Below are 2,447 nucleotides of genomic sequence, written 5' to 3' on the forward strand. Positions count from 1 at the left end.
TTAAATTAAAAAGCATAAAGCACACAACACTGTGTATGATTTCATTTGGCAAATAGTTTGTCTACGCTAGCGCTTCGCAAACGATTATCACCAAACAAAACATACACTTAACGTTGTGCGTCATTAAAAAAGAATTAATATGAGGTGGTTGGAAGATATTATTGATAGTACTTTTGATAAAATGGCAAAGGAAAAAATTTTAATGTCTACTCCTGACCCAGATATGTCCGAAGAAATGTTTGACCCAACTATTCCAATTGATAGTGATTGGAAGGGTTGGAAACCGATTCCTAGCGTATTGGATGATTCGGATTTAAACCGACTTGAGAAAATGATCGGAATTGAATTACCTCGCTCCTATCGACATTTTTTAAAATATAAGCATTTTTATGAATTAGATATTCCTGATTTTACAGTTAACTTTCCAACTCATTTACCAGATAAAAGCCTCAATGGATTTAAAGAATGGTTTTTTGAATATTACGACCCTGAACTTTTAATAGAAAAAGGACTTATTTATTTTGCGGGATTTGAGGATTATGGACTTTTATGCTTTGATTCAACGAAAAAACGAGAAAATAGTGAATATCCTATTGTCTTTATTGATCATGAGGATTTGACTAAAAAACACCATTATTCAAATGATTTTAAGGAATTAATGACCGCTGATAATGAAAGAGGAAATAGATTTATAGTGGAATTGAACGAATATTATAGAAAACAATAAACGATCGCACAACACTATATATGTGATCATATCAGCAAAGTGATCAATCGATTGGTTATTGTGTTTTTGGTAAGGCGCAATGCTTGCAGAAAGTAAAAATTAACAACCAATGCGCAGAAAAAGTCGATGGCTTGGTAACATTTTGCCCTGCTACGACACATATATTAAACGTTAGGTGCAATTATCGAACACCTTAAAATTAAATGGACAATTATAAAAATTGAAAATCATCAATAAAAAAAGAAAAATCCAATATGCTCTGTTATTAATTCTATTATTAAGTATGATAGGGTTTTATTTTATTCAAAATAAAGAAGAACTAAGCCAAAAGCAACCGAATAAAATTGAGACTATTGAGGAAATCGAGCACTATGAGGTTCTTGTAACTGGAGGTTTCAATATGGATGCAAATTTAAGTTACGCAGTTCCACTATTAAAATTCAATTTAACTGACTCTTTACCCAATTTTCAAATTGGATCTGAAAAACTATTCAATTAAGCACATATGATTCAATTATTCCATCATTAGTAAAGTTGACAACTTTGATAAATAACAACTTGAATTTAAAGAATAATGAACCTTATTACTTTTATAATCCGTTTTTAAGATCTTCAGAATCTATTGATATAATAAAAACTATAAACGGAAAAAAGGAAAAAAAACAAATTTCTGGGCACCAATTTACAAATGAGAAAGACATAAAGTATTTAGAGCTAGACAGTATCGATTTAAAAATGTCTAACTTACTCCATAGTTATTTGATTTCAATAGCTGAGAAGGAATGGATAGACACAATTTCAACCAACGGCTTAAGAGAAGAATTTTCTTTAAGTAAAGCTTTAAAGAATCCTGACAGTGTTTACAAACTTAATCTAAGAAGGAAAAGAATAAGTTCAATTCCGCCTGAAATAGGAAAATTGAAAAATCTAGAAGTTTTGATTATTTCTGGTTCAACAGTGAAATTTCTTCCCAATGAAATTGAGGAATGCAAGAATCTAAAATCAATAATTGCGAACTCAAGTGGGTTAGAAGAAATTCCAGCAACTTTAGGGAATTTAAAGCACTTGAGGACTTTAAAACTTGGACATTGTAGTTTAAAGTCTATACCAAAAGAAATTGGTAATATAGAGAGTCTATGGCATTTATCTATTGGAGGTAATAATATTAAATATGTGCCAAAGGAACTATCAAAACTCAAAAATTTGACTTGGTTAGACCTAAGTAATAACCCCTTAGAAGAATTTCCTGATTGCATTTTAGAAATGGAAAATTTAAAAAGGTTTTGGTTTTTTGGAAATAGTGTAAATGAAATTCCTTTTGAAATCAAAAACCTAAAATATTTAGATCATATTAGATTAAATAAAACAAATGTTATAAATATAGATTCATTGTCTTCTATAATGCCTGAAGTGATGTTTTTGCATAATGATTAAAACTGCACCTAACACTATATATGTGATCATAGCAGCTAAGTGGTCAATCGATTAGTTTGTGTATATTTATGAAGACGCGATGATTGCAGAATGGAAAAGTTAGCAACCATTGCGCAATTTTTGCCGAAATCAGGGTAACATTTTGCTCTGCTACGACACATATATTTAACGTTAGCACAAATTTTAAAAACATAGCATGAATAAACTATTGTTAAGTCTCTTATTTATCTTATTTGTAGCAACTACATCAGCTCAAAAAGACTATAACATATTTCGGGAAAATGAA

2 protein-coding genes are annotated in these 2,447 nt (G+C 30.0%); both read left to right on the forward strand.

Annotated features, from left to right (window positions below):
* Positions 1-139 precede the first annotated feature (139 nt).
* Positions 140-727, forward strand: coding sequence for an SMI1/KNR4 family protein (locus tag AWE51_RS20975; RefSeq protein WP_066317839.1), 588 nt, complete (start codon positions 140-142; stop codon positions 725-727).
* Between the two features lie 558 nt (positions 728-1,285).
* Positions 1,286-2,161: a leucine-rich repeat domain-containing protein gene (locus tag AWE51_RS20985; protein WP_066317846.1), complete on the forward strand. Its 876-nt coding sequence runs from the start codon at positions 1,286-1,288 to the stop codon at positions 2,159-2,161.
* The last annotated feature ends 286 nt before the right edge of the window (positions 2,162-2,447 follow it).

It is taken from the genome of Aquimarina aggregata, assembly GCF_001632745.1.
GTDB classification, from domain to species: domain Bacteria; phylum Bacteroidota; class Bacteroidia; order Flavobacteriales; family Flavobacteriaceae; genus Aquimarina; species Aquimarina aggregata.